Origin of the sequence: Pseudomonas sp. W4I3 (genome assembly GCF_030816195.1) — a bacterium.
GTDB lineage: Bacteria > Pseudomonadota > Gammaproteobacteria > Pseudomonadales > Pseudomonadaceae > Aquipseudomonas.
Genome location: NZ_JAUSXS010000001.1, coordinates 2,078,954 through 2,101,024, shown reverse-complemented (window position 1 = coordinate 2,101,024; position 22,071 = coordinate 2,078,954). Strand labels below are relative to the sequence as shown.

The 22,071-nt window shown below is 61.7% G+C and carries 21 protein-coding genes; 6 read left to right on the top strand and 15 right to left on the bottom strand.

The features are described 5' to 3' along the window. Positions 1-125 precede the first annotated feature (125 nt). Positions 126-1,376 (top strand): OprD family porin, encoded by a 1,251-nt coding sequence (locus tag QF045_RS09525; RefSeq protein ID WP_306491978.1) that lies wholly within the window; start codon positions 126-128, stop codon positions 1,374-1,376. Between the two features lie 84 nt (positions 1,377-1,460). Further along, positions 1,461-2,360: a polysaccharide deacetylase family protein gene (locus QF045_RS09520; RefSeq protein WP_306491977.1), complete on the top strand. Its 900-nt coding sequence runs from the start codon at positions 1,461-1,463 to the stop codon at positions 2,358-2,360. 134 nt (positions 2,361-2,494) lie between these two features. On the opposite strand, the gene pcaC is transcribed toward QF045_RS09520, so the two are convergent. The 11 genes from pcaC to pcaR form a co-directional block, all read right to left on the bottom strand. Continuing rightward, on the bottom strand, positions 2,495-2,890 hold the full coding sequence (pcaC, locus tag QF045_RS09515) for a 4-carboxymuconolactone decarboxylase (RefSeq protein ID WP_306491976.1): 396 nt from the start codon (positions 2,888-2,890) through the stop codon (positions 2,495-2,497). 11 nt (positions 2,891-2,901) lie between these two features. Further along, on the bottom strand, positions 2,902-3,693 hold the full coding sequence (gene pcaD, locus QF045_RS09510) for a 3-oxoadipate enol-lactonase (RefSeq protein ID WP_306491975.1): 792 nt from the start codon (positions 3,691-3,693) through the stop codon (positions 2,902-2,904). Positions 3,694-3,703: 10 nt separating this feature from the next. Further along, positions 3,704-5,068 (bottom strand): 3-carboxy-cis,cis-muconate cycloisomerase, encoded by a 1,365-nt coding sequence (locus tag QF045_RS09505; RefSeq protein WP_306491974.1) that lies wholly within the window; start codon positions 5,066-5,068, stop codon positions 3,704-3,706. 10 nt (positions 5,069-5,078) lie between these two features. Further along, a complete protein-coding gene (locus tag QF045_RS09500) occupies positions 5,079-6,374 on the bottom strand; it encodes an MFS family transporter (RefSeq protein ID WP_306491973.1) in 1,296 nt (431 codons plus the stop codon). Between the two features lie 189 nt (positions 6,375-6,563). Further along, complete coding sequence (gene pcaG / locus QF045_RS09495; RefSeq protein ID WP_306491972.1) at positions 6,564-7,130, bottom strand: protocatechuate 3,4-dioxygenase subunit alpha; 567 nt, start codon at positions 7,128-7,130, stop codon at positions 6,564-6,566. Between the two features lies 1 nt (position 7,131). After that, a complete protein-coding gene (pcaH, locus tag QF045_RS09490) occupies positions 7,132-7,836 on the bottom strand; it encodes a protocatechuate 3,4-dioxygenase subunit beta (RefSeq protein WP_306491971.1) in 705 nt (234 codons plus the stop codon). 17 nt (positions 7,837-7,853) lie between these two features. After that, positions 7,854-9,056 (bottom strand): 3-oxoadipyl-CoA thiolase, encoded by a 1,203-nt coding sequence (gene pcaF / locus QF045_RS09485; RefSeq protein ID WP_306494874.1) that lies wholly within the window; start codon positions 9,054-9,056, stop codon positions 7,854-7,856. After that, on the bottom strand, positions 9,053-9,832 hold the full coding sequence (locus QF045_RS09480; RefSeq protein WP_306491970.1) for a CoA-transferase subunit beta: 780 nt from the start codon (positions 9,830-9,832) through the stop codon (positions 9,053-9,055). The genes pcaF and QF045_RS09480 overlap by 4 nt, the downstream gene beginning before the upstream one ends. Continuing rightward, a complete protein-coding gene (locus tag QF045_RS09475; RefSeq protein WP_306491969.1) occupies positions 9,832-10,689 on the bottom strand; it encodes a CoA transferase subunit A in 858 nt (285 codons plus the stop codon). Before QF045_RS09475 ends, QF045_RS09480 begins: the two co-directional genes overlap by 1 nt. A 270-nt stretch (positions 10,690-10,959) precedes the next feature. Beyond that, complete coding sequence (locus QF045_RS09470; protein WP_306491968.1) at positions 10,960-12,300, bottom strand: MFS transporter; 1,341 nt, start codon at positions 12,298-12,300, stop codon at positions 10,960-10,962. Between the two features lie 145 nt (positions 12,301-12,445). Continuing rightward, positions 12,446-13,288 (bottom strand): pca regulon transcriptional regulator PcaR, encoded by an 843-nt coding sequence (gene pcaR / locus QF045_RS09465; protein ID WP_124361666.1) that lies wholly within the window; start codon positions 13,286-13,288, stop codon positions 12,446-12,448. A gap of 508 nt (positions 13,289-13,796) precedes the next feature. Between pcaR and QF045_RS09460 the strand changes: the two genes are divergently transcribed. Further along, complete coding sequence (locus QF045_RS09460; RefSeq protein ID WP_306491967.1) at positions 13,797-13,997, top strand: hypothetical protein; 201 nt, start codon at positions 13,797-13,799, stop codon at positions 13,995-13,997. Positions 13,998-14,331: 334 nt separating this feature from the next. Next, positions 14,332-15,807, top strand: coding sequence for an inorganic phosphate transporter (locus tag QF045_RS09455; RefSeq protein WP_306491966.1), 1,476 nt, complete (start codon positions 14,332-14,334; stop codon positions 15,805-15,807). A 168-nt stretch (positions 15,808-15,975) separates the two neighbouring features. Here the strand turns inward: QF045_RS09455 and ccoM are convergent, their stop codons facing one another. From ccoM to QF045_RS09440, 3 genes are all read right to left on the bottom strand, one after another. Further along, positions 15,976-16,092 carry a cytochrome c oxidase subunit CcoM gene (gene ccoM / locus QF045_RS09450; RefSeq protein WP_003172387.1) on the bottom strand — a complete coding sequence of 39 codons (117 nt, stop codon included), beginning with the start codon at positions 16,090-16,092 and terminating at the stop codon, positions 15,976-15,978. A 143-nt stretch (positions 16,093-16,235) separates the two neighbouring features. Continuing rightward, entirely contained in the window at positions 16,236-16,397 is a 162-nt protein-coding gene (locus tag QF045_RS09445; protein WP_164485559.1) for a hypothetical protein, read from the bottom strand. A gap of 86 nt (positions 16,398-16,483) precedes the next feature. Then, positions 16,484-16,825, bottom strand: coding sequence for an aspartate-semialdehyde dehydrogenase (locus tag QF045_RS09440; protein ID WP_306491965.1), 342 nt, complete (start codon positions 16,823-16,825; stop codon positions 16,484-16,486). A 232-nt stretch (positions 16,826-17,057) separates the two neighbouring features. Between QF045_RS09440 and rapA the strand changes: the two genes are divergently transcribed. Continuing rightward, positions 17,058-19,904: an RNA polymerase-associated protein RapA gene (gene rapA / locus QF045_RS09435; RefSeq protein ID WP_306491964.1), complete on the top strand. Its 2,847-nt coding sequence runs from the start codon at positions 17,058-17,060 to the stop codon at positions 19,902-19,904. Positions 19,905-20,069: 165 nt separating this feature from the next. Here the strand turns inward: rapA and QF045_RS09430 are convergent, their stop codons facing one another. Continuing rightward, positions 20,070-21,416, bottom strand: coding sequence for an MFS transporter (locus tag QF045_RS09430; protein WP_306491963.1), 1,347 nt, complete (start codon positions 21,414-21,416; stop codon positions 20,070-20,072). Positions 21,417-21,669: 253 nt separating this feature from the next. Between QF045_RS09430 and QF045_RS09425 the strand changes: the two genes are divergently transcribed. Beyond that, the gene (locus QF045_RS09425) at positions 21,670-22,038 is read left to right on the top strand and encodes a YkgJ family cysteine cluster protein (protein WP_306491962.1); all 369 of its coding nucleotides are present in this window, start codon (positions 21,670-21,672) and stop codon (positions 22,036-22,038) included. Positions 22,039-22,071: the final 33 nt, after the last annotated feature.

The following is a 22,071-nucleotide window of genomic DNA, read 5'->3' as shown; positions in this document are numbered from 1 at the left end:
CTTTTATCCGGCAACTTGCGTTCGATCATCGCCCACAACCCGCTCTCCCCCACTTTCAACACCCCCGCACCGCCGCGCACCATGGCCGCCACCTGCATAACCCCAATAACAACAGGTCCGACACCATGAGCACTTTCCACCCGCGCCGGCTCTTGCTGGCAACCGCTGTCGCCAGTCTTGCCCTGCCTGTCGCCGCCGAGGAACACGGCTTCCTCGAAGACGCCAGTGCCAACCTCAACCTGCGCAATTTCTTCTTCAATCGCAACTACACCAACCCGACCAAAACCCAGGGCGGCGCGCAGGAGTGGACGCAAAGTTTCATCTTCGACGCCAAGTCCGGGTTCACTCAAGGCACGGTGGGGTTTGGTGTGGACGTGCTGGGCTTGTACTCGCTCAAGCTCGACGGCGGGCGCGGCACCGGTGGCACGCAGTTATTGCCGCTGGACCACGACGGCCGGCCAGCCGATGAATTCGGGCGACTGGGCGTGGCGTTCAAGGCACGCCTTTCCAAGACTGAATTGAAAGTCGGCGAATGGATGCCGGTGCTGCCGATCCTGCGCTCGGACGACGGCCGCTCACTGCCGCAAACCCTGCGCGGCGGGCAGATCACCTCCAAGGAAATCGACGGCCTGACCCTGTACGGCGGCCAGTTCCGTGCCAACAGCCCACGGGACGACAGCAGCATGCGCGACATGTCGATGACCGGCAAAACCGCGTTCACGTCCGACCGTTTCAACTTCCAGGGCGCCGAGTACGCCTTCAACGACAAACGCACGCAAGTCGGGGTATGGAATGCCCAGCTCAAGGACATCTACCGCCAGCAATTTCTCAACCTGATCCACACCCAGCCTGTGGGCGACTGGACGCTGGGCGCTAACCTGGGGTTCTTCTATGGCAAGGACGACGGCAGCGCCCGCGCCGGCAGCCTGGACAACAAGACCTGGTCCGGCCTGCTATCAGCCCGCCACGGCGGCAACACCTTTTACATCGGCCTGCAGAAACTCACCGGCGACAGCGCCTGGATGCGGGTCAATGGCACCAGCGGCGGCACGCTGGCCAACGACAGCTACAACTCCAGCTACGACAACGCCCAGGAGAAATCCTGGCAGGTGCGCCACGACTACAACTTCGTTGCCCTTGGCGTACCGGGGCTGACCCTGATGAACCGCTATATCAGCGGCAGCAACGTGCACACCGGCACGGTGACCGACGGCAAGGAATGGGGACGCGAAAGCGAACTGGGCTACACCGTGCAAAGCGGCGGCTTGAAAAACCTGACGGTGCGCTGGCGCAACTCGAGCATGCGTCGTGACTACAGTAATAACGAGTTCGATGAAAACCGGTTGATCGTCAGCTACCCGATAAGTCTGCTGTAAACCGGCGCCGCAGTTACTGTATGGTGCGCGCCTGCCGCTGCTGATCGACCCAGCAGCGGCCTTTCATTCGGGCCTGCGCACAGCATGAAAACCTTCGCTACAGCACTCACAGTGTTTGCCCTGGCCCTGAGCCTGACGGGCTGTATCGGCTCGCCCATCGCCCTGACACCGCAGACCGAGCAGCGCCTGCAAGCCCAGGCGCCGATCCGTTTTCTGCTGACCTTCGACGACGGCCCAAGTGCCTCCGGGTACAACAACCCGAGCCGTTCGGTGGTGGCCGACCTGGCCAATAACCCGGTGTTGCCGGGGATCAAGGCGGTGTTTTTCCTGCAGACCGAAGCCGCCCGTTCAGGGGGCAGCGCACGCGGGCGCAAGACCATGGAGCGCGAGTACGCCGCCGGCCATGTCCTGGCCTTTCACACCGCGACGGCGTTTCATACCAATCATCGCTGGCTCAATGACGCCGAGCTGGAGCGCACCCTCACCGAAGGCGCCGCCCACATTGCCGCCATTACCGGCGCACCGCCGCTGCTGGTGCGGCCACCGTTCTGGAACTACGACCGCCGCACGTTTGCCGCCTACCAGCGCCACGGCATGCAGGTATTGCTGACCGACCTGAGTGCCAATGACGGCAAAATCTGGGGCTTCAACGCCAGCCCCCGTCGCCGCGCCAACTTGTACCGGCAACTGTCGGTGGTGCGTGAGCGCATCGCGTTGGGTGAGTTGCCCTCGGTGGACGGCGTGATCCCGGTGGTGGTGACCTTCCACGACATCAACCGCTACACCGCACGGCATATGCAGGAATACCTGCAGATCCTGATGGACAGCGCACGCATCAACGGCCTGAAGACCGCCACCGAGCCGTTCTACACCGACCGTGCGGCGCTGCAACGCGCGGCCCTGGCGCGGACGGTCAAGGATGTGAACGAGCCGGTGCACCTGCCGGGGGTGTGGAACTGGGTGTGGGATGCCGATTCCAACTGATCTCAACAGAATGCAGAGATCAAAAATGCGGGAGGGGGCTTGCTCCCGATAGCAGTGGTTCAGCCACTGCATCTGCTGACTGACATACCGTCATCGGGGGCAAGCCCCCTCTCACATTTGCCTGTATTCCAGAGTCAGGTCTCGCGGGACTCGACGCCCAGCTCATCCCACACCGACTCGGCCAGGTGAAACGTTGCATTCGCCGCCGGTATCCCGCAGTAGATCGCGCTTTGCATCAGCACTTCCTTGATTTCGGCGCGGGTCACGCCGTTGCTGGCGGCGGCACGCAGGTGCAGCTTCAACTCGTCAGTGCGGTTCATGCCGATCAGCATGGCGATGGTGATCAGGCTGCGGGTGTGCCGTGGCAAGCCAGGGCGAGTCCAGATGTCGCCCCAGGCATGGCGGGTGATCATTTCCTGGAACTCGCTGTTGAACTCGGTCAGCGCATTGAGGCTGCGCTCGACATGGGCGTCGCCCAGCACTTCGCGGCGCACCTGCAGACCTTCGGCATAACGTTGTTTCTCGTCCACGAAAAAGCTCCTCAACGGGCCAGCAGAAATTCAATGACGCGGTCGCTGAAGGCAGCGCCGGCCTGGACATTGGACAGGTGCGCGGCATAGAACTCGGCGTATTCGGCGCCCCGCACATGGTTCTGGATAAAGTGGCTGCCGGCCGGCGGTGTCACCGCGTCTTCAGTGCCGGCAATCACCAGGGTCGGGGCCTTGATTGAGGCCAGTTGCTCACGAAAATCGGCATCGCGCACCGCCGCGCAATTGGCGGCATAACCCTCGGGCGAGGTCGCCGCAAGCATGTCGGTGATCTGGTTGGCCTGGTGAGGATGGGCGGCGGCAAAGTCGGCGGTGAACCAGCGCGCAATCGAGGCATCGCGCAGCGCGACCATCGCCGCCGCGCCATCGCGCAACACCATTTCAATACGCGGGTTCCACACCTCAGGCGTGCCGATCTTGGCGGCGGTGTTGCACACCACCAGGCGGTTCAGCCGCGCGCCTGCGTTGATGCCCAGCCACTGGCCGATCAACCCGCCCATGGACAGCCCGCAAAAATGCGCGCGCTCGATACCCAGCGCATCCAGCAGCGCGAGTACATCGTGGCCCAGCTGTTCGATGCGGTAGGGCCCTTCGGTGACCAGCGAGCGGCCATGGCCTCGGGTGTCGAAGCGCAGCACCCGAAAATGTTCGGTGAACGCCGGGATCTGGATGTCCCACATATGCAGGTCGGTGCCCAGGGAGTTGGACAGCACCAGTACCGGTGCATCGGCGGGCCCATCGAGTTGGTAATGCAGTTCGCCCTCGGCGAGTTGTACGAAAGCCACAGCGGTCTCCTTACGCAGTCAATCCAAAGTGTTCGGTCACGGCGCGACTGACCCAGGTACGGGCCTGGCCCAGATAGTTGGCCGGGTCGAGCAAGCGGTCCAGTTCGGCCGACGACAACTCGGCGGTGATCTGCGGCTCATCCGCCAGCACGGCACGTAAATGCCGCTGCTCGGCAACGGCGCGTTTGCAGCATTGCTCCAACAGGTGGTGCGCCGTCTCGCGGCCCAGGCGTTGGGCCAGCACGATGCTGACGGCTTCGGCCAGCACCAGGCCCTGGGTCAGGTCGAGGTTGCGGGCCATGCGCTCGGCATCCACCTCCAAGCCTTCGCTGACCAGCAACGCCTGCTTCAGCGCGCCGGACACCAGTCGGCAGATCTCGGGCAAGGTTTCCCATTCGGCATGCCACAGTCCCAGGCTGCGTTCGTGCTCCTGGGGCATGGCGCTGAACAGCGTCGCCACCAGGCCAGGCACGCGGGTCGCGGCGCTGATCAGCACGGCGGCGCCGACCGGGTTGCGTTTGTGGGGCATGGTCGACGAACCGCCCTTGCCCGGCGCCGAGGGCTCGAACACTTCCGCCGCTTCGGTTTGCATCAACAGGCTGATGTCACGGCCCAGCTTGCCGAGGCTGCCGGCGATCAGGCCAAGCACGCTGGCCAGCTCCACCAGGCGATCACGCTGCGTGTGCCAGGGCTGATCGGGCAAGACCAGGTGCAACTCCGCGGCCAAGGCTTGCGCCACCGGCATGGCCTGTTCACCGAGCGCGGCCAGGGTGCCTGACGCACCGCCAAACTGCAGCACCAGCAAACGCGGTTTCAATTCCATCAGGCGCTGGCGACTGCGCGTCACCGCGCCCAGCCAGCCGGCGATTTTCATGCCCAGGGTGACGGGCGTGGCGTGTTGCAGCCAGGTGCGGCCCGCCAAGGGGGTCGACGCATGCCGCTGCGCCTGGGCGGCCAGCACGTCGCCCAGGCGCGCCAGGTCCGCTTCGATCAACGCCAGCGCGCTGCGCAGTTGCAACACCAGGCCGGTGTCCATCACATCCTGGCTGGTGGCGCCAAGGTGCACATAGCGCTCGGCCCCTGCATCTTCAGCGGCAATCAACTTGCCCAGCGCCTTGACCAACGGAATGGCAGAGTTGCCCGCCGTGGCAATCGCCACGCTGAGCGCATCCACGTCATACAGCGAGGCCAGGCAGGCCTGGGCAATCGGGGCCACGGCGGCCTGTGGGATCAGCCCGACCTGGGCCTCGGCGCGGGCCAGCGCGGCCTCGAAATCCAGCATGCCCTGCAAGCGGCCCTGGTCACAGAACACTTCGGCCATGCTGTCAGCGGTGAAGTAAGCGTCGAACAGTTGGTTGCTCGTGCGCAGCGTCATAACTCATCCCTTACAAATCATGGTGCAAGTAAGCGGCCTGCTTGGGCAGGCGCAAGCTGAACAGGAACGCCACGGCCATCATCGCCGTGACATACCAGTAGAACGTGTTTTCCATGCCGATGGACTTCAGGCCCAACGCGACCACTTCCGCCGAACCGCCGAACACCGCGTTGGCCACCGCATACGCCAGGCCTACGCCCAGGGCACGCACCTGAGGCGGAAACATCTCCGCTTTGACCAGGCCGCTGATGGAGGTATAGAAGCTGACGATTGCCAGGGCCAGGGTAATCAAGACAAAGGCCAGGAACGGGCTGGTGACGGTTTTCAGGGTCAGCAGGATCGGCACCGTGAACAGCGTGCCGAGGCCGGCGAACCAGAGCATGGAATTGCGCCGGCCGATCTTGTCGGCCAGCATGCCGAACAGCGGCTGCATGCACATGTAGAGAAACAGCGCACCGGTCATGATGTAACTGGAGGTCTTGGCGTGCATGCCCACGGTGTTCACCAGGTACTTCTGCATGTAAGTGGTGAACGTATAGAAAATCAGCGAGCCGCCGGCGGTGTAGCCCAGCACCGTAACGAACGCTTTACCGTGATCACGGAACAGCGCAACGATGCTGCCGGCGTCCTTGTCCTCGCGCATCTCCTTGCTGGTAGTTTCCTTGAGGGTGCGGCGCAGCAGCAGCGAGATCACCGCCGCAATGGCGCCGATCACGAATGGAATCCGCCAGCCCCAGGCGCGCAATTCTTCTTCGGTGAGGATCTGTTGCAGGATCACCACCACCAACACCGCCAGCAACTGCCCGCCGATCAGGGTCACGTACTGGAACGAGGCGAAGAAACCGCGCTGGCCCTTGAGCGCCACTTCGCTCATGTAGGTGGCGGTGGTGCCGTATTCGCCACCCACCGACAAGCCCTGGAACAGCCGCGCCACCAACAGCAGCGCCGGCGCCCAGGCACCGATCGCGTTGTAGGTGGGCAGGAAGGCGATGACCAGGGAACCGGCGCACATCATCAGCACCGAGATCATCATTGAGTTCTTGCGGCCATGCTTGTCGGCCACCCGGCCAAACAGCCAGCCGCCGATAGGTCGCATCAGGAACCCGGCAGCGAACACGCCAGCGGTGTTGAGCAGCTGCACGGTGGGGTCATCCGACGGAAAAAACGCCGGGGCAAAATAAATGGCGCAGAAGGCATAGACGTAGAAGTCGAACCATTCGACCAGGTTGCCGGAGGAAGCACCGACAATCGCAAAAATCCGTTTGCTGCGTTCTTCTCCGGTGTAGTGACTCGTTGTTGTTGTCATGTTTTTTCACTCAATGGGAACGGTTATAGCCTAGACATACTTTGCAACAACCATGTTCCGCAAGCAGACTTTTGGATCTGTGTTGTCTGGAAGGGCCCTATCGGGGGCAAGCCCCCTCCCACACTTGATAGGGTTCACATAGATCCAATGTGGGAGGGGGCTTGCCCCCGATGAGGCCCTACCGCCAACTCAATAATCGAAAAACACCGTTTCCCTGTCTGTCCCCTGCAAAACCACATCCCATTGATAAACCCCAGCCGCATCCTGCCTGGCAATCAACGTACCGCGACGCTGCGCCGGCACACACGCCAGCAACGCGTCATCGCCATTCAACGCTTCACCGTCAAAATAAATTCGCGTCAGCAGGTGCTTGACCAACCCACGGGCAAACACCAGCACCACCAGGTGCGGCGCCTGGGTCGTGCCCTTAAGCCCCGGCACGCAGCCCGGCTTGATCGTGGTAAAGCGAAAGCGTCCTTCGGCATCTACCGGCACGCGGCCAAAGCCTTCGAAGTTGGGATCTACCGCTTTGTCCTGCTCGTCTTCCGGGTGGTCGTACTTGCCGGCGGCGTTCGCCTGCCAGACTTCGAGCATGGCGTCGTTGACCACATCACCGTTGCCGTCCACCACCTGCCCGCTGATCGCCACGCGTTCGCCGAGGGTGGCGGCGACGGTCAGGTCTTCGCGGTTCAGCCAGGTCAGGCCGATGTGGTAATACGGCCCGACAGTGTGGGACGTGGTTGCGTAAAGGCTCATCTCATTTCTCCATCGGCGTGGCGTCGCGGCCGCGCAGGACGATGTCCCAGCGGTAGCCGAGGGCATAGGAAGGAATGGTTTTTTCCAGGTCAAAGCTGGCGATCAGGCGTTGCTTGGCGCGGGTGTCCGGCACGCAGTTGTAGATCGGGTCGTATTCGAGCAGCGGGTCGCCGGGGAAATACATCTGCGTGACCAGGCGCGTCAGCACGCTCGGGCCGAACAGCGAAAAGTGAATATGCGCCGGGCGCCAGGCGTTGTGATGGTTGCCCCACGGGTAGGCGCCAGGCTTGATGGTCTGGAACTGGTACCAGCCTTCGGCGTCGGTGACGGTGCGTCCGGTGCCGCTGAAGTTCGGGTCCAGCGGCGCGTCGTGCAGGTCGCGCTTGTGGTTGTAGCGACCGGCAGCGTTGGCTTGCCAGATCTCCACCAGGATGCCGGGCACTGGCAGGCCGTCTTCGTCCAATACGCGCCCGTGAATGATGATGCGTTCGCCCTGGGGCTCGCCTTCATGCTGGGCGGTGAGGTCATTGTCCTTGGCGCTGATCCGCTCGGCACCGATGGTCGGGCCGGTGATTTCCGACAAGGAATGGGGCAGGAACACCAACGGCTGGGACGGCGAGCGCACGTTCGTCGACTGGTAGGCCGGGTGCAGGTAATCAGGTTGAGTGCCCGCTTGCGGGCGCCGGTAACCGGGCTTGTCACTCATGAAACAGTCCTCTTTTATCAGATGCGTTCAATGGCCAGGGCCAAGCCTTGGCCGACGCCCACACACATGGTCGCCAAGCCTTTGCGTCCGCCGGTTTTTTCCAGCTGATGCAGGGCGGTCAGTACCAGCCGCGCGCCGCTCATGCCCAGGGGGTGGCCCAGGGCGATAGCGCCGCCGTTGGGGTTGACCTGCGACGCATCGTCGGCCAGGCCCAGTTCGCGCAGCACCGCCAGGCCCTGGCTGGCGAACGCTTCGTTGAGTTCGATCACATCGAAATCAGTGACCGCCAGCCCCAGTCGTTCCACCAGCTTGCGTACTGCCGGCACCGGGCCGATACCCATCACACGCGGGGCGACACCGGCGCTGGCCATGCCCAATACCCGCGCGCGCGCGGTGAGGCCGTGTTGCTTCACGGCTTCGCCAGAGGCGAGGATCAGCGCGGCAGCACCGTCGTTGACGCCCGAGGCGTTGCCCGCGGTAACGGTCTTGTCCGGGCCGTTCACCGGTTTGAGTTTGGTCAGCGCTTCCAGGCTGGTGTCCCGGGGATGCTCGTCGTGCTCCACCAGGGTTTCGCCTTTTTTATGCGCGACCCGCACCGGCACGATTTCTTCGGCAAAGAAGCCGGCAGCCTGGGCGGCGGCGGTACGCTGCTGGCTGCGCAGGGCGAACGCGTCCTGATCGGCGCGGGAGATGGCGTAGTCGTCGGCGACGTTATCGGCGGTCTGCGGCATCGCATCCACGCCGTACTGGGCTTTCATCAACGGGTTGATAAAGCGCCAGCCGATGGTGGTGTCTTCAAGCTTCATGTTGCGCGAAAACGCGGCATCGGCCTTGCCCATCACGAACGGCGCACGGGACATCGACTCGACGCCACCGGCAATCGCCAGCTCCATCTCGCCACTGGCAATCGCGCGAAAGGCCGTGCCGATGGCGTCCATGCCCGAGGCGCACAGGCGGTTGAGGGTCACGCCGGGAACAGTCTCCGGCAGGCCCGCCAGCAGCAGCGCCATGCGCGCCACGTTGCGGTTGTCTTCGCCGGCCTGGTTGGCGCAACCGAGGAACACTTCATCAACCGCGTTCCAATCCACCGTTGGGTTGCGCTCCATCAGTGCCTTGATCGGCAATGCCGCCAAGTCATCGGCACGCACCGTGGACAGGCCACCGCCGAAACGGCCGATGGGCGTTCGAATGGCATCACAAATAAAGACGTCGCGCATCAGGCTTCTCCGGGTGCTTGGCCGTGGGCGGCTGCGGTGCGTGCCTCAAGGTCACGCAGAGCGTTCAGCTCAACCTCGGTCGGTTCGGCGGTGACTTCGACGTGGTCGGCAAAACGGATTGCCCAACCGGTCGCCGCTATTACCTGCTCACGGGTCACGCCTGGGTGCAACGCAGTGACCACGAACTCATGGGTGCCCTGCTCCGGTTCCATGATGCACAGGTCGGTGATGATGCCGACGGGACCGGCGCCCAGTAGGCCCAAGCGCTTACGCGAATCGCCGCCTTCGCCGTGGCCGACCGAAGTGATGAAGTCCAGCTTGTCGACAAACGAACGGGACGACTGTTTAAGGATGATCAACACGCTCTTGGCGGAACCGGCGATCTCCGGCGCGCCGCCGGCACCCGGCAAACGTACCTTGGGCTGGTGATAATCGCCGACCACGGTGGTGTTGATGTTGCCGAAGCGGTCAACCTGAGCCGCGCCGAGAAAGCCAACGTCAATGCGCCCGCCTTGCAGCCAGTAGCGGAAGATTTCCCCGGTGGGCACCACGGTGTCGGCGGTTTCCGCCAGCTCACCGTCACCGATGGACAGCGGCAGCACCGATGGCTTGGCACCAATCGGGCCGGACTCGTAGATCAGCACCACGTCAGGCGATGAGGTCAGGCGCGCCAGGTTGGCCGCCTTGGACGGCAAGCCGATGCCGACGAAGCACACCGAGCCATTCTTGAGGCGGCGCGCGGCGGCGACGGTCATCATTTCATTGGTGGAGTAAGCCATTACTTGGCCTCCTGCTGGGTGGCCAGCTTGGCCTGGAATGCGCGGAAGTCGGCGGTGCCATGGATGTACTCGTCGATCCAGGCGGTAAACGTCTCACGGTCGCGGGCGATTGGGTCCCACGCCTGGTAGAAACGGTTGTCACGTTCGTTGTAGCCGTGGGCGTAGGACGGGTGCGCGCCACCCGGCACGTGGCACACCGCAGTCAAGGCCCAGGTGGGCAGCACGCAGCTGTTCATGGGCGCATTCAGGTCATCGACGATTTCCTCGACGGTGACGATGCAGCGCTGGGCCGCCAGGGCCGCCTCCTTCTGCACCCCAAGAATGCCCCAGAGCAGCACGTTGCCCTTGCGGTCGGCTTTCTGCGCATGGATCACCGTGACATCCGGGCGTACCGACGGCACCGCCGCCAGCACCTCGCCCGTGAACGGGCAGGTGACGGTCTTGATCAGCGGGTTGACCTTGGGCAAGTCAGAACCGGCGTAGGCACGCAGCACCGCAAACGGCAGGCCGGAGGCGCCGGCGACGTAGGCGTTGGCCAAGTCCGCATGGCTGTGTTCTTCGATCTCAAGCGGCTGCGGCCACTGTTTTTCCACGGCGTCGCGCAGGCGATGCAAGGAGCCCACGCCAGGGTTGCCGCCCCAGGAGAAAATCAACTTGCGCGCACAGCCGGCACCGATCAACTGGTCGTAGATCAGGTCAGGCGTCATGCGCACCAGCGTCAGGTCTTTCTTGCCCTGACGAATGATTTCATGACCTGCGGCTGTAGGGATCAGGTGAGTGAAGCCTTCGAGGGCGACGGTATCGCCGTCGTTCACGAAGCGCTTGACCGCATCGCGCAGGGTGAGAATTTCAGCCATGGGGTTGAGCTCCCGATGTTGATCGAAAAAGGCGCTGAGGTGGCGCCGAAGTGCTTGAAGGTTAAGCCGGGGACATGGGCCGAACAATCCGATAATCGACTCAGCGTTCGATTATCGAACGGATTGTTGCGTACCTAATCTTCTAAGCGAATGCAATTCAAATGTGGGAGGGGGCTTGCCCCCGATGGCGGTATATCAGTCACAAATTACTCAACTGACCCACCGCTATCGGGGGCAAGCCCCCTCCAACATTTTTGGCCGTGCCAGAGATCAGGTCGCGTCGGCGTGGCTGACCATGCCTTTGATCACCACGGCAGCAGTGGCGAGTGCAGCCGGGATCACCAACGCTGTCAGCACTTGTTCAAAGTTCCAGCCCAGGCCCAGCAAGGTCGCGCCCATCCACGCCCCCAGGATCGCGCCGAATCGACCAATGCCGAGCATCCACGAAACGCCGGTGGCGCGGCCCTGGGTTGGGTAGAAGCGCGCCGCCAGGGAAGGCATCGCCGATTGCGCCCCGTTGACGCACATCCCGGCAATCAGCACCAGGGTCGCCAATACAGTGATGTTGCCCAGGCTCTGCCCAACCGCGTAGGCAAACACGCCGGCCAGCAGGTAGAAGGTGCCAATCACCTTGTGCGGGTTGAACCGGTCCATCGCCCAGCCCACGCCCACGGCGCTCAATACACCGCCAAACTGGAACAAGGCACCGATAAACGCGGCCTGCTCCATACTGGCGCCGCTGTCGCGCATCAGGGTCGGCAGCCAACTGGTAAGCAGGTAAACAATCACCAGGCCCATGAAGTAGGTGAGCCACAGCAACAGCGTGCCGGCGCTGTAGGTGCCGGAGAAAATCACCGCGAACACGTTGCGCGCCTTGACGGTCTTTTGCTCCGGCACGCTGAAGGCGGTGGCCTGGGCAACGATAGCTGGCTGGATCGGTGACAGGGTTTGGCGCACCTTGTCGGTACCACGGTTACGCACCACCAGGTAACGCGCCGATTCCGGCAACCACGCCAGCAGCACGACGGCCAGGATCAAAGGCAGGATGCCACCGATCAGCAACAGGCTGTGCCAGCCGAAGGCCGGGATCAACTTGGCCGAGATAAACCCGCCACCGGCCATGCCGAGGTTGAAGCCACAGAACATGCTGGTCACCAGCAGCGACTTGTGGCGTTCGGGGGTGTATTCGGAGAGCAGCGTGGTGGCGTTGGGCATGCCAGCACCCAGGCCCAGACCGGTCAGGAAACGCAACACCAGCAGTTGGTCGACATTGCTGCTGTAGGCCGACGCCAGGCTGAAGCCACCAAACACCAGCACCGCGCCCACCAGTACACCTTTGCGCCCGAAGCGGTCGGCCAGCGGGCCGGAACCCAGCGCGCCAAACACCATACCGATCAACGCGGCGCTCATCACCGGGCCGAGGCTGGCGCGGTCGATGCCCCAATCCTGGGACAGCGCAGGCGCGATAAAGCCCATGGCGGCGGTGTCGAGGCCGTCGAGGAAGACAATCAGGAAACACAGGATCACTACACGCCATTGATAACGTGACAAAGGCTGGGCATTGATGAAGGACTGAACGTCCAGGGTGGTACCGACAGATGGCTGATTCATTATTTTTATTCCACACCGATGGCGGGCGGTCGACCGGGGGGTCGCCATTATTATTGGAGCGCGCTCTACAGCGCTGCCGCACAGTAATAAGCCAGGGGAAACAGCGTCAATTGATCAAGCCGGGATCTGTGCGGTCACCGAACGCTTAGGCAAACAGCTGCGTACTCAGCTCGCGACTGGCGCTGAGCATGCTCGGCAGAAAGCGCTGCTCCAACTCGCTGCGGCTGACCCGTCCGGCGTGGGTGCTGACATTGAGTGCGGCCAGCACCTGGCCGGACGCGTCGTAAACCGGTACCGCGATTGAACGTAGGCCCTGCTCCAATTCCTGGTCAACAATGCACCAGCCCTGCTGACGTACCTGCTGCAGGCATTCGAACAAGGCTTCGGGCGTGGTCAAGGTGCGACTGGTCTTGGTTTGCAGATCGGCGTGGTCGAGGTAGTCCTGCAGCGAGGCATCATCCAGGGCGGCCAGCAGGATGCGGCCCATGGAGGTGCAGTACGCCGGCAGGCGACCGCCCACGGAAAGGTCGACGGAAATCAGGCGCTGCGTGGTGGCGGATCGGGCGATATACAGGATGTCGTCGCCTTCAAGGGTCGCCATGTTGCAGGCCTCGTGAAGCTGTTCGCTCATGCGGTCCAAGTAAGGCTGGGCCGACACGGCCAAGGGTGTGGACGATAAATACGCATGGCCAAGCGTCAGCACCTTGGGCAGCAACGAATAGGTACGGCCATCGGTGGTGGCGTAGCCGAGCTTGATCAAGGTGTGCAGGCAACGGCGCACGGCAGCGCGCGGGATCTCGGTGCGATGGCTGATCTGGGCGATGGTCAGGTGACGCTTGCGCTCCTGAAACGCTTGCACCACGGCCAGGCCGCGGGCCAGGGAGGTCATGAAATCCGGATCACCGGTGAATGCCTGGATGCGCTTGGCCGGTGAAGCCACGATCGGCGGCGCCACTGACGCGAAGGAGTTGCGCAATTGATCGTTCATTTCAGGGATCCTTTTTCTTGTTTTCAACCACAGAAGGGTTGGCTGCTATTACAAGCTGCGCCGGTGCAGATGTACAAGGCAGGGGCGGCAACATTGGGCGATTATCGGACGATCATTCGATTATCGCAATTTGCCGCCCTCCGGCCAGCTGCACAGGCATGCCCAAGAAAGCAGACCGCTTAGATAGTTTTCACCGACACTTAAGGTGTGATGTAACAAAACTCAAACATGAACTTGAAGCTTTTTTAACTTTATGCCGATAGCGTTATCCAGATGCATCGCTATAATGCAGCCTGTGCAGAGGTCAGCCCAATTTACCTATTGGGACCAGAGCTCGCCCGGCGCCGCATTCAGAGCGCGGGGATGATTAAAGTATCGGATTGAACAGCGATTTGGGGTGCCTACTTCAAACCTGGACAGGGCATCTGTTCAAGTTGGCACACACCGAGGCTGCCTTTTGGCATGACGTCGCACCTTTATTAAACTCAACTCAACATTAGGTAAAACTGTGACGAAAGATGAACTGCGCGCGGAACTTGAGCGCCAGGAGCAACGTTACAAGGACGTTTACGGCGGGGAAGTCACCACCTACGCCGCCCAGCCTGAGCCGGAACGTAAGCCATGGCGCAAACGCGCCAGCCTGCTGGACCAGGCATTCGCCCAGGAAATACACAAGATCGAGCAGGAACTCAAAGCCGAAGAGCCGTGAGCATTCTTGAGTCGAGTCTCCAGGGTTTTGCTGCCTTCGCCGGACTACCACCGGCGCAAGCCAGCGGATCCTGCCGGCCACTGGTCGGCGCCCTACGACTTTCAACGAAATTTCATACAAATGTTTCACACATGACTTTTTTGTGACGAAACCGCGTCTTTTTGCGCCCCGACTATAGAAATCAAAGACTTGCCAAAGCCCCGAAAACCTTGGGATGCGCCTGTTTCGAGCGATTTTTTTCCAGGTAGATTTTTACCGATGAGCAGCTAATGCATCGATTACCGAGGTTTTCTGGCATAATCGCGCCCCCTTACGACCGGGTCAGAAAACCTTCATGATCGATTTATTCAGCGGACTGGATGCCTGGGTTCTAGTGAGCCTGTTGCTCGCCCTTGCCTTTGTCCTCGCCTTCGAGTTCATCAATGGCTTTCATGACACCGCTAACGCGGTGGCCACAGTCATCTATACCAAAGCCATGCCGCCGCACCTGGCCGTGTTTTTCTCCGGGGTGTTCAACTTCCTCGGCGTATTGCTCGGGGGTGTGGGTGTCGCCTACGCCATCGTGCATTTGCTGCCGGTGGAGTTGCTGATCAATGTGAACACCGGCCATGGTCTGGCGATGGTCTTCTCATTGTTGGCGGCGGCCATCACCTGGAACTTGGGCACCTGGTACTTCGGTATCCCCGCCTCCAGCTCCCACACCCTGATCGGTTCGATCCTCGGTGTAGGCCTGGCCAATGCCCTGATCAACGATATTCCCTTGGCTGACGGTGTGAACTGGCAGAAAGCGATCGATATCGGTGCGTCCCTGGTGTTTTCGCCGATGGCCGGTTTCCTCGTCGCAGCCCTGGTGCTGATCGGCCTGAAGTGGTGGCGTCCGCTGTCCAAGATGCACAAGACCCCGGACCAGCGCCGCAAGCTTGACGACAAGAAGCATCCGCCGTTCTGGAACCGCCTGGTTCTGGTGATTTCGGCCATGGCCGTAAGCTTCGTGCACGGCTCCAACGATGGCCAGAAAGGCATCGGCCTGATCATGCTCGTGCTGATCGGTATCGTGCCGGCGCAGTTCGTTCTCGACCTGGGCAGCACCACCTACCAGATCGAGCGTACTCGCGATGCCACTGTGCATTTGAGCCAGTTCTACCAGCGTAACAACGCCACCCTCGGCGAGTTCCTGGCGCTGGGCAAAAGCGTGAAGGACGATCTGCCAGGCAAGTTCCAGTGCAACCCGCAGCAGACCGAGCCGACCATCAACGCGCTTGTTGACACGCTCAAAGGCGTTTCCGACTACCACTCGTTGAGTGCCGATCATCGCATTGAAGTCCGTCGCTACCTGCTTTGCCTGGACGACACCGCGAAGAAAGTCGGCAAGCTGCCTGGCCTGGATGCGCGTGAGAAGTCTGACCTGGACAAGCTGCGCAAGGACCTGACCGCTACCACCGAGTACGCGCCGTTCTGGGTGATTCTTGCGGTCGCACTGGCCCTGGGCCTGGGCACCATGGTGGGCTGGAAGCGCGTGGTTCTGACCATCGGTGAGAAGATCGGCAAGCAAGGCATGACCTACGCCCAAGGCATGTCGGCACAGATCACCACGGCCACCATGATCGGCTTTGCCAATATCTTCGCCCTGCCGGTGTCCACCACCCACGTGCTGTCTTCTGGCGTGGCCGGTACCATGGTCGCCAATAAAAGCGGCCTGCAAGGTGGCACGGTCAAGACCATCCTGATGGCTTGGGTGTTGACCCTGCCGGCAACCGTAGCCCTCTCGGCCGGGTTGTTCTGGCTGGCGTCCAAGGCGCTGGGCAGCTGATAGCTGCCAGTAACGAAAAAGGTGCGATCCGCGAGGACCGCACCTTTTTTTACGCCTGGAATCTGCGGACGATGAATAAATGTGGGGACCTTAGTTAAACCGCAGGCAAAAAAAAAGGCGACCGAAGTCGCCCAAAATGCCTTGCGTGCCCCTGTAACCCGGAAAAACTTAAGGTTTTTTACGCTTGTTTGCGTCTTTCCAGATAAAAATCCCAAATCCTACAAAAAACAGCACCATGAGACTGACGGTCAGCACTCCGGCAAATACCACGTTATCGATAAACATGACCGGCCTCCTGCACTTGCCCTGTTGCGATAGGGCTAAGTTAATGGAGAAGGCGGATTGAAAAATTGACGGGGATCAATGTCGCCCACGACGGGGCGTAAAGAAGGGCAATAACTGACCTGCATCAATTGAAGCAAGTTGCTTCAACGTTTTTTTGGCTTGTTCTTGGTTTTCTTCTTGGGCTTACCCAAGGGCATCGCCTGCTCAAAGGCCTGGCGCACTTCATTCAGGCGTTTGTCATTGAGGTCATGCACACGCTTGGCGCGTTCGGCATTCAGGTCGATCAGCTTGTCATCATCACTCATGGCGTGGCTTACATTATGGCGGGAGTGCCCAATAATGCGGCCTCCTGCGCTCGGCGGCAAATCAGCGGGCGACAAAAAACACGCGATTAAACCTCGATGTCCACCCACAGGCCCTGGCGCGGCGCGTCTTCAATCAGCGGTGCCACGGGGACGGTGTTGTCGGCGTTGAGCAGATCGCCGGGGATCGGCAGGTGCTGATCAGGGTCATTGTCGGCTTCACGCCGGCGTTTTTGCTGTTCCTGCTGGCGGCGCTGCTCCTCGCGCAGCAGAAAGCTCGATTGCTCGGCATCGCCTTTCTTAAGGTCGATGGTGCTCTCGCTGGAGCCCGGTTGAACCGGCACCACGGGCGGTATATCCGGCTTCTGGCGCACGGGATCGAGTTGCGACGTGACCGGCACAACGCTGACGGGCAGCATGGGTGGCAACATAATCTTGATTCTCCTGGTCAACAGGCTGTCGGCGCCTCCTGGGGCGACTTGAACACTTGCTCGTCAAGCTGTGACCCAGTCGACACTTGTGAGTGCCCGCCACCCGTCGATTCGGCCTGTGGGCCCCTGCGCAGCAGAGTACTTTTTGTCAGAGTACTTTTGTCAGAGTCCTTGGGCGTGGGGCCTTGTTCCGTTAAGATAGTCGGCTTTTTCACGGCGGGAGTCAGGCAGCATGGCGCAGCAGTATCAACCGGGGCAACGCTGGATTAGTGACAGCGAAGCAGAGCTGGGGTTAGGCACCGTTCTGGCACAGGACGGCCGCTTGTTGACCGTGCTCTATCCGGCCACTGGCGATACTCGCCAGTATGCGCTACGGAATGCGCCCCTCACCCGCGTGAGGTTTTCGCCGGGCGACAGCATCACTCATTTCGAAGGCTGGAAAATGACCGTACAGGAAGTCGACGACGTCGATGGCCTGCTGGTCTACCACGGCCTCAACGGGCAGAACGAGCAGGTCACCCTGCCGGAAACCCAACTGTCGAACTTCATCCAGTTCCGCCTCGCCAGCGACCGCCTGTTCGCCGGGCAGATCGACCCGCTGGCCTGGTTCTCGCTGCGCTACCACACCCTGGAACACACCAGCCGCCAGCTGCAGTCCTCGCTATGGGGCCTGGGCGGCGTGCGCGCGCAACCGATCGCCCACCAACTGCACATCGCCCGCGAAGTCGCTGACCGTATCGCGCCGCGGGTATTGCTGGCCGACGAAGTGGGCCTGGGCAAGACCATCGAAGCCGGCCTGGTGATCCATCGCCAGTTGCTGTCGGGCCGCGCCAGCCGCGTGCTGATCCTGGTTCCGGAAAACCTGCAGCACCAGTGGCTGGTGGAAATGCGCCGCCGCTTCAACCTGCAGGTTGCGCTGTTTGACGAAGAGCGCTTTATCGAAAGCGATGCCACCAACCCGTTCGAAGACACTCAGCTGGCGCTGGTCGCCCTGGAATGGCTGGTGGACGACGAGAAGGCCCAGGACGCGCTGTTCGCCGCCGGTTGGGACCTGCTGGTGGTCGACGAAGCCCACCATTTGGTCTGGCACGAAGACAAGGCCAGCGCCGAGTACTCGCTGGTCGAGCAACTTGCCGAAGTGATTCCTGGCGTGCTGCTGCTCACCGCCACGCCGGAACAACTGGGCCAGGACAGCCACTTTGCGCGCCTGCGCCTGCTTGATCCGAACCGCTTCCACGACCTGCACGCCTTCCGCGCCGAAAGCGAGAACTACCGCCCGGTGGCCGAAGCCGTGCAGGAGCTGCTGGACAAGGGGCGCTTGTCGCCTGCTGCGCACAAGACCATCCAGGGTTTCCTCGGCAACGAAGGCGAAGCCTTGCTCACCGCCGTCAACGATGGCGACAGCGAAGCCAGCGCACGCCTGGTGCGGGAACTGCTCGACCGCCACGGCACCGGCCGTGTGCTGTTTCGCAACACCCGCGCCGCCGTGCAGGGTTTTCCCGAGCGTAAGCTGCACGCCTACCCGCTGCCGAACCCGGACGAATACCTTGAGTTGCCCCTGGGCGAGCATGCCGAGCTGTACCCGGAAGTCAGCTTCCAGTCGCAGCCGGACATCGAGGAAGACAATCGCTGGTGGCGCTTCGACCCACGCGTCGAGTGGCTGATCGACCAGTTGAAAATGCTCAAGCGCACCAAGGTCCTGGTGATCTGCGCCCACGCCGAAACCGCCATGGACCTGGAAGACGCCCTGCGCGTGCGCTCCGGCATTCCGGCCACGGTGTTCCACGAGGGCATGAACATCCTCGAGCGTGACCGCGCCGCCGCCTACTTTGCCGATGAAGAGTTTGGCGCCCAGGTGCTGATCTGCTCCGAGATCGGCAGCGAAGGCCGCAACTTCCAGTTCTCCCACCACCTGGTGCTGTTCGACCTGCCGTCCCACCCCGACCTGCTGGAACAGCGGATCGGCCGCCTGGACCGGATCGGCCAGAAACACGTGATCGAACTGCACGTGCCGTACCTGGAAACCAGCCCGCAAGAGCGCCTGTTCCAGTGGTACCACGAAGCACTGAACGCGTTCCTCAATACCTGTCCGACCGGCAACGCCTTGCAGCATCAGTTTGGCCCGCGCTTGCTGCCGCTGCTGGAAAACGCCGACGACGACGAGTGGCAGGCCCTGATCGACGAAGCCCGCGCCGAGCGCGAGCGCCTGGAACAGGAGCTGCACACCGGTCGCGACCGTTTGCTTGAACTCAACTCCGGCGGCGCCGGTGAAGGCGATGCGCTGGTCGAGGACATCTTCGAGCAAGACGACCAGTTTGCCCTGCCGATCTATATGGAAACCCTGTTCGACGCCTTCGGCATCGACAGCGAAGACCATTCGGAAAACGCGCTGATCCTCAAGCCCAGCGAGAAAATGCTCGACGCCAGCTTCCCCCTGGGCGACGACGAAGGCGTGACCATCACCTACGACCGCAACCAGGCGCTGTCGCGTGAAGACATGCAGTTCATCACCTGGGAACATCCAATGGTGCAAGGCGGCATGGACCTGGTGCTGTCCGGTTCCATGGGCAACACCGCCGTGGCGCTGATCAAAAACAAGGCGCTCAAGCCAGGCACTGTATTGCTGGAGCTGCTGTACGTCAGCGAAGTGGTTGCTCCGCGCTCGCTGCAACTGGGTCGCTACCTGCCACCGGCGGCCCTGCGCTGTCTGCTGGATGCCAATGGCAATGACCTGTCCGGCCGCGTGTCGTTCGTGACCTTGAACGACCAATTGGAAAGCGTGCCACGGGCCAGCGCCAACAAGTTCGTGCAGGCCCAACGCGACCAATTGACGCCGCGCATCAATGCCGGCGAAGAGAAGATCGCCCCGCGCCACGCCGAGCGAGTGGCCGAAGCCAAGCGTCGCCTGGCGGCGGACACCGACGAAGAACTGGCGCGTTTGACCGCGCTGCAAGCGGTCAACCCGACCGTACGCGACAGCGAGCTGGTCGCCCTGCGCAACCAGCGCGAGCAAGGCCTGGCCATGCTCGACAAGGCGGCGCTGCGACTGGAAGCGATTCGGGTATTGGTTGCGGGTTGATCCTGCGCTGAATGAAAGAGGCCCGCGCAATGCGGGCCTTTTTTATTCACTTGAGAACACCGCTGGCGTTGCGGGCCTCATCGGGGGCAAGCCCCCTCCCACATTTTGATGTGTGAACGCAGTCAGTGTGGGAGGGGGCTTGCTCCCGATAGCATCACCTCAATCTCAAGCCGTCGCCACCACAGCCGGCACCTCAACCGCACCCAGCCCCTCTTTCATCCGCTTGGCATCACGCACAAAACTGCGCGACGCCTGGAACAGAAACAGCATGGTCAGGAACAACGCCACCGGAATCAGGTACATGGCGTCATGCAAACCGACGGCTTTATACGCCTCGGTCATCTGCTGCGCCCCCGCCGCGTACATCGCCGCATGCGCAAAATGGTCAGACAGCCCGCCCACCACAATCGGCCCCATCCCCCCGCCCAACAGATACAAGCCGGCAAAGAAGAGCGCCATCGCCGTGGCCCGCAGGCGCGGTTCAACCACGTCCTGAATCGCCGTGTACACGCAGGTATAGAAGTTATAGGCAAACAGCCAGCCAACGCTGAACAGCACGACGAACACGCCGATCTCGATACGCCCGGCGTGCAATGCCCAGCCGGTGGTGATCGTGGAGATAATCAGGCTGCACGCCGCGAACAGCAGCCGGCCATTAGCGACGCGCTGATGGATCTTGTCGGCAATCCAGCCACCCAGGGTCAGGCCCACCAGGCCCGTCACGCCAACGATGACACCGGTGGCCACCGCCGCATCCTGCAACGGCATCAGGAAGTAACGCTGCAGCATCGGCACCAGAAATGAGTTGCACGCATAGGTGGCAAAGTTGAAGCACAACCCGGCCAGCACCAGCCACAGGAAGGTAGGCACCGCCAGTACGCGGCGGATCGGACGGTCGACGCGCTCCTGAGGCACTTGCACCGTTTCCGCCGCGCCGCGCTTGGGCTCTTTGATGTAGAACATGAACACTGCGAGGATCAGCCCCGGTACGGCAGCAATAAAGAACGGCGCACGCCAGCTGTCGAACGCCTTGACCATCCAGCCGATGGTAAAGAATGCCAGCAACAGGCCCAACGGCAGGCCGAGCATGAAGATCCCCATGGCGCGCGCACGACGATGGGCGGGAAACAGATCACCGATCAACGAATTGGCGGCAGGGGCATAGCTGGCTTCGCCGATACCAATGCCCATGCGCACCAACAGAAAGCTCCAGAAACTGCCGGCCAAACCATTGAGCGCCGTCAGCCCGCTCCAGGCAAACAGTCCCCAGCCCATCAGTTTGCTGCGCGAACCGGTGTCGGCCAAACGCCCCAGCGGCAACCCGGCGATGGCATAGACGATGGTGAAAGAGGTGCCGATGATCCCCAGCTGGAAGTCGCTCAGGTGCCATTCCATGCGGATCGGCTCGATGATGATCGCCGGGATGGTACGGTCGAAGAAGTTGAACAGGTTGGCGAGGAACAGCAGGAACAGAATGCGCCAGGCATTCGCCGCTTGGGTCGAGTTCTGCATGGGTCCGTCTCTTTTATTGTTATGAGAGCTGCGATGCCCACTGCATCCTGCTCGGGTCTTTGCAACATAGGCGGGCTGGCAGCGCTTGTCTGTAATGATTCGTAAAGCTGATAGGGCGTGATTTCACCCGGTATTACGGGACTTTCCTGACGAAAATATATGTGTGAGCCCCTCTTCCCAACGGCCATGGCCCCGATAGAATGGCGAGCCTTCCCGCAGTTCCCCTCTTACCTATCCTTTATTGATGACGCTCATGTCCGAAGCCAGTCCGTGTCTGAATTGCGGTGCCTGCTGTTCATACTTTCGTGTGTCTTTCTTCTGGGGCGAGTGCGCCTCATCGGGCGGCACAGTGCCCGATGACCTCGTGGTACAGATCAACCCCACCCGCGTGGCAATGATCGGAACCGACCAGAAGCCGGCACGCTGCTGCAGCCTTGAGGGCGAAGTGGGCAAAGGCACACGCTGCACGATTTATGAACAGCGCTCGAGCCCCTGCCGCGAGTTCGATGCATCATGGAGCCAGGGCGAACAAAACATCGATTGCGATGCCGCCCGCGCCGCCTTCGGCCTGGCGCCCCTCGAAGAACCGCCTTTCGAGCTGGCGTTGCCGATCAGCGCTTAGCATCAAACGCTATGGCTGGCATGTCGAAATAAT